This is a genomic window from Acinetobacter sp. RRD8, from assembly GCF_031844225.1.
Lineage (GTDB): Bacteria > Pseudomonadota > Gammaproteobacteria > Pseudomonadales > Moraxellaceae > Acinetobacter.
Genome location: NZ_JAUZUU010000040.1, coordinates 1 through 4,868 on the forward strand (window position 1 = coordinate 1; position 4,868 = coordinate 4,868).

At 37.8% G+C, this 4,868-nt stretch carries 4 protein-coding genes; 1 reads left to right on the plus strand and 3 read right to left on the minus strand.

Translation table 11 applies throughout. From position 1 onward, the window contains the following. The coding region (locus Q9R24_RS14845; protein WP_311215565.1) for a BapA/Bap/LapF family prefix-like domain-containing protein at window positions 1-1,969 on the minus strand (1,969 nt) is incomplete at its 3' end. A gap of 42 nt (window positions 1,970-2,011) precedes the next feature. Next, complete coding sequence (locus Q9R24_RS14850) at window positions 2,012-2,875, minus strand: OmpA family protein (RefSeq protein WP_311215566.1); 864 nt, start codon at window positions 2,873-2,875, stop codon at window positions 2,012-2,014. A 151-nt stretch (window positions 2,876-3,026) separates the two neighbouring features. Between Q9R24_RS14850 and Q9R24_RS14855 the strand changes: the two genes are divergently transcribed. Then, the gene (locus tag Q9R24_RS14855) at window positions 3,027-3,890 is read left to right on the plus strand and encodes an IS982 family transposase (RefSeq protein WP_228723756.1); all 864 of its coding nucleotides are present in this window, start codon (window positions 3,027-3,029) and stop codon (window positions 3,888-3,890) included. 238 nt (window positions 3,891-4,128) lie between these two features. On the opposite strand, the gene Q9R24_RS14860 is transcribed toward Q9R24_RS14855, so the two are convergent. Further along, the coding region (locus Q9R24_RS14860) for a transposase (RefSeq protein ID WP_311215567.1) at window positions 4,129-4,868 on the minus strand (740 nt) is incomplete at its 5' end.

Consider the following 4,868-nt stretch of genomic DNA (forward strand, 5'->3'; position numbering starts at 1 on the left):
GTGCGTCATCTATAATATTAATAACCAGATCACCCGAAGCTGTTTTATCGCCATCGATATCTGTCACTTCCACTGCAAATGTTGCATTGGTATTATCACCTGACGTATTCGCAGGAAGTGTGTAGCTATAGTGGATAGTACCTGTACCAGTTGCCGAATTGTATTCATAGCGTGCAGTTAAACCATCCGAGAATGTTTGATCTGCTGTCGTTAGGGTATGTCCACCTAACTTCACTGCATCTTGAGAAGCCAAACCATCTGGAGAGGTAAAAGCAATTGTACCGCTTGTTGTTTCCTTATCAGTAGATGCTTTAGAGCCACCATTATTCAAACCTGATTCATAGACTTTGGTACTCTCTCCATCGCTCGAAGGAAGCGTAACAAGAGGCGCACTATTGCCAATGACTAATGTCAAGCTAGCTGTTGAGCTATCCCCATCACCGTCAACCAATGTATAAGTAAATACCTCATTTACACCGCCCGGCGTACCTTCATGACGCTCGTAACTATATTCACCTGTGGTCTTATTGAGTATTAGAGTACCATACTGCCCTTCGATCGTCAGCGTTGTGCCATCATCTGTTACCACGTTAGCAGATACATTATCACTAACCACTGTGGAGATGCTCACTCCATCGGCACTAATTTTGTCTGCACCTGTAGCCCCACTACTCGTACCAACACCCGTCAGTACATTTCCAGTTTCAGGGGTAAATTGATTAGCAGCCACATTATCGATGTCGTTTTTGGCAAGTGGTGCATCATCAATAATGCTAATGACTAGACTGCCACTGCTCACAATATTACTTTGATCTGTCACAGATATACCGACTTCTTCCAGAAAGTTATCGGTGTGTGATGCATCGTTGGTAACAGGTTGATCTAGTTCATATTCATAAGTAATGGTGCCACCCGTAGATACGCCATTAAATTCCTGACCATTTGGCGTATAGTCAGTAATGATGATCTTGCCATGAGGCGTGTTGATAATAATCGGTGTAGTTGAGGCATTTTCCAGATCTGTTAGCAAAATATTGGTATCACCAACCGTAACAGACTTTACGCCATCACCAGCCCCAATCGTAATACTACCCGTTTCTTTATTTGAACCCGATGTATCAGTTAAACCCTGTTCATATACAGTAACATGCCCCTGTTCAATTAATGTATCAGTAGTATTGTTCGGATTTTCACTGCCGCCATTTTCATCTTTTATGCTAATCGAAGGATTTGCATCAGGTGTAATTGTGATTACCAATTCCGCTGAAGCGGTTCCACCCTGGCCATCACTAATTGTATAAGTAACTGTTGGAACGGTGCCATTCCAGTTAGTCGCAGAGACAAAGTGATAAGTTCCATCGGCATTGAGCGTTAGCTCGCCAATTTTATCAATTGTAACGGTTTGGCCTGCATTATAGCTTTTACCCTCCACAACAAATTGAGTAATTGTGATTGCGTTTCCATCAGGATCACGATCATTAGTTAAAACATTGCCATTAACTGGGGTATCTTCAACACCTGTAATTTCATCCTTAACGGCGATTGGCCATGCGTTTTTATCCCCTCCACCGCCACTTCCTGCGGCTGCAATGATGCCACCAATAACAGCACCACCACCAATAATCCATGGCAGTAAAGACCCACCTGCCGCACTAGCAGGTAATAAGACCTCAAGCCCAGGTATTCCCTTAAAACCAGAAACACCATCAAACCAGTATAAGATACAACCATCTTCTTCAAAAACCAGATCAGAATCAACTTTGTCATATACGACAAAGAAGTTTTCGATAAGGACAGTTTCACCATTATTTAACTTTAAAATCAGGTTATTGCCATCACGTAAAAACTCTGCTACATCATTACGATGCATTTTGGTATGGACAATTGATGCTTCTGTTAAAGTGATATGTTGCGTGTTGATAGATACTTTATTTAAAGAATCTTTTTCTACTACAATAAAATTTGTCATGTTCTGTGTGGCCTATATTCGTTGAAACTTTTAAATGCTGAATTACTTGGTAATGCCCGTAATTTGTACCGTCACGCGACGATCGGGCTGTAAACATGCTTTTAGTGCTTCACGAGATTTAACCGTAGGACAGCCGTCCGTGACTGGTTGATTCTTCCCTGCACTTGCCACCGAGATAATATTTGCGGATACGCCATTTTGAACAAGCAGACTACGTACAGTTTCAGCACGATTCTGACCAAGTTTTTGGTTATAAGTTTCGCTTCCTAGACGATCCGTATGACCGACCAATATGATCTTACTGACAGAAACAAAACCTGTTGAAATTTTTGATGCTACGTCCTGAACTTCCTGACGGCCTTTAGGCAATAAATCATTTAAAGATGAACCATCAAATTTAAATAATGTATCGGCTGCCAAATCAATTGTTTCAGTATGCTCAACAGGAGCAACGACAGGCTTTTGAGCTGCTGGCTGTTGTCTACAAGCCAAAGGATGACCATTATTTGAAATAAAAGGTACACCAGCAGCATCTACAGAAAGAATAAAGTTACGATCTTTTAATTGATCTGGCCGCAAGTCGACATCGCAACTCTGACAATTTTTTTCGCCGCTACAATTTTTAACTTTGAAATTATAAACCTCTGGTTTTAAATAATACTTTGCCGTATTATTGATATAGAATTTACCTGATTCAATACTGTCAATATAGAAATAAATTGGGCAACTCTGTTCATCTCTTGTATCCCCTGCGCATAATTTAGCATCTCTGTTGACATTGATCTCCTGATTATAACCTTGCTTATTATTTTGAAACCGTAAAGCAGAAGGCTTTGAGTAAGGATCAGATGCACAAGAGGCTACCACCAATGGAATTACAGTAGTTAAAAGCGATAATTTCCACATAAACAACCCTTGGTAGACTTAATGTATTATTAGATTTGTATAACATATTTACGCGAATCTCAACTTTTTAAGTCTTTGAAATAAAAAGGACATAACCCAATTTAATTTTCGACTAAGAAAAGCAAAGCAAGTTATGTCCATTTACTAATTTATCATTTCTGTATTTTTAATCATAGAGCAATTTTACTCAGCGATTGTCATTCAACCTTTAAGAAGTAGAGGATTTCCACCCGCTTTAAGTGATATTGAAATTCTTACTATACAAATTGTGGGAGAGTTTCTTGGCTTAGATTCTGATAAAAATATCTGGTTCTACTTTAAACACAATTGGTTTGAATGGTTTCCAAAATTAGGTTCCTATCCTAATTTTTGCAAACTTTGTGCAAAATTATGGCATGTAAGTCAACAGATTATGTCACAACTAAAATCTTTTTTCGGTTTAGATAATATTCATTTTATCGATGGCTTTCCTATACCTGTTTGTCGTTATGCTAGAGCAAAAAAACATAAAAACTTCAAAGAATCTGCAGGTTTTAGTTATTGTGCGGCTAAACAAGAAAAATATTATGGTTTCAAAGGACATATCGTTATTAACTTTTCAGGAATGATTACAGGCTATACTTTTGCTCCAGCTCATTGTGATGAACGTGATGTTGCACCAGAAATTACTCAAGATATTCAGGGATTACTTGGTGGTGATAAAGGATACTTAAGACCTGAATTAAAACACTATTTTATGTACCAAGATATTGATTTACAAACACCTTATAGAAAGAACATGACTGATAGCAGGTCTAAGGAAGCTATGGCGAGGCTCATGAATGCTCGTAGAAAAATTGAGACTGTTATAGGTCAATTAACTGAACGATTTCACATTCAAAAAGTAAGAGCTAAAGATTTATGGCATTTAACGCATAGAATTACGCGTAAGATTCTTTCACATACCATTGCAGTAATTTTAAATACACGATTAGGAAATCCACCTTTACAGCTGGAAAGCCTTATTCAAAGTTGAGATTGGGGTATATTTATTAAAAAATATGCCATTTTATTTATATCACTTTAATAACAAAATAAATACACGAGCATAATTAATTTTTTAAATAAATTGCATTTTTTACAAAAAATATAGACCACGTCACGCTAAATATCCTAATTTTATTACAATTTTCTAATTTATAGAGTAGAAACTCTATTTTAAAAAATCCAATTTACTAATACAAATAAATGAAAAATAAATACTTTATTAGGACTTACGCAAAGACGACCGAAGGCGAGCGTAACTGCTCACGCAAATAATCACTGAGTAAACCCCTTTTAACCTGATATAAAGATTGTTTTAACCGTTTAGCCTGTCTGGCTAACTGCAGCCAAACCAGCATACAACAAATATGATTCCGCTGAATACGAGCCTTACGACACTGATTAGCTTCAATACCAGTGAGTTGTTTAAGTTCTCGGTGAAACTGCTCAATCTTCCAGCGGATGGCACACACCAATCGTGTGCCATCTGATGAATCCTGAGTGGTGTCGTTGGTGACAATCCAGTCCGTGCGGTTTTCATTAACCACTACTCGGAACAGTTGCACTTTGTAATCTTTAGGAAAGGCATGTATTTTAATCAGTTTGCCATTTTGTTGCTCTTGGTCAGTCCAAGTTAATTCGTTGACTGCTTTGTAAGGGTGTACTCCTTTTGAATCATCGACTTTGCGATTGGATTTTAAAGGACAATAATAGATTTTTTGTAAGTTATCAATATACAGCATGATGTCTTTGGTGGCATACCAGGTATCCATGAGCACATATTTGAATTTAATTTGTTTGTGTTCAATACTGTGCTGTAGCATGTCTTTTAGATGGTCAAGTTTGCTTTTGCCATCGGTGGTTTTGTCATAAATACGGTAATCAATGAACCAGTATTGTTCGGTCTTAGGATTGACATAGATACAGTTAACGATGCAGATGCCTTTAATAATGCGATGGGCGTTGCCAC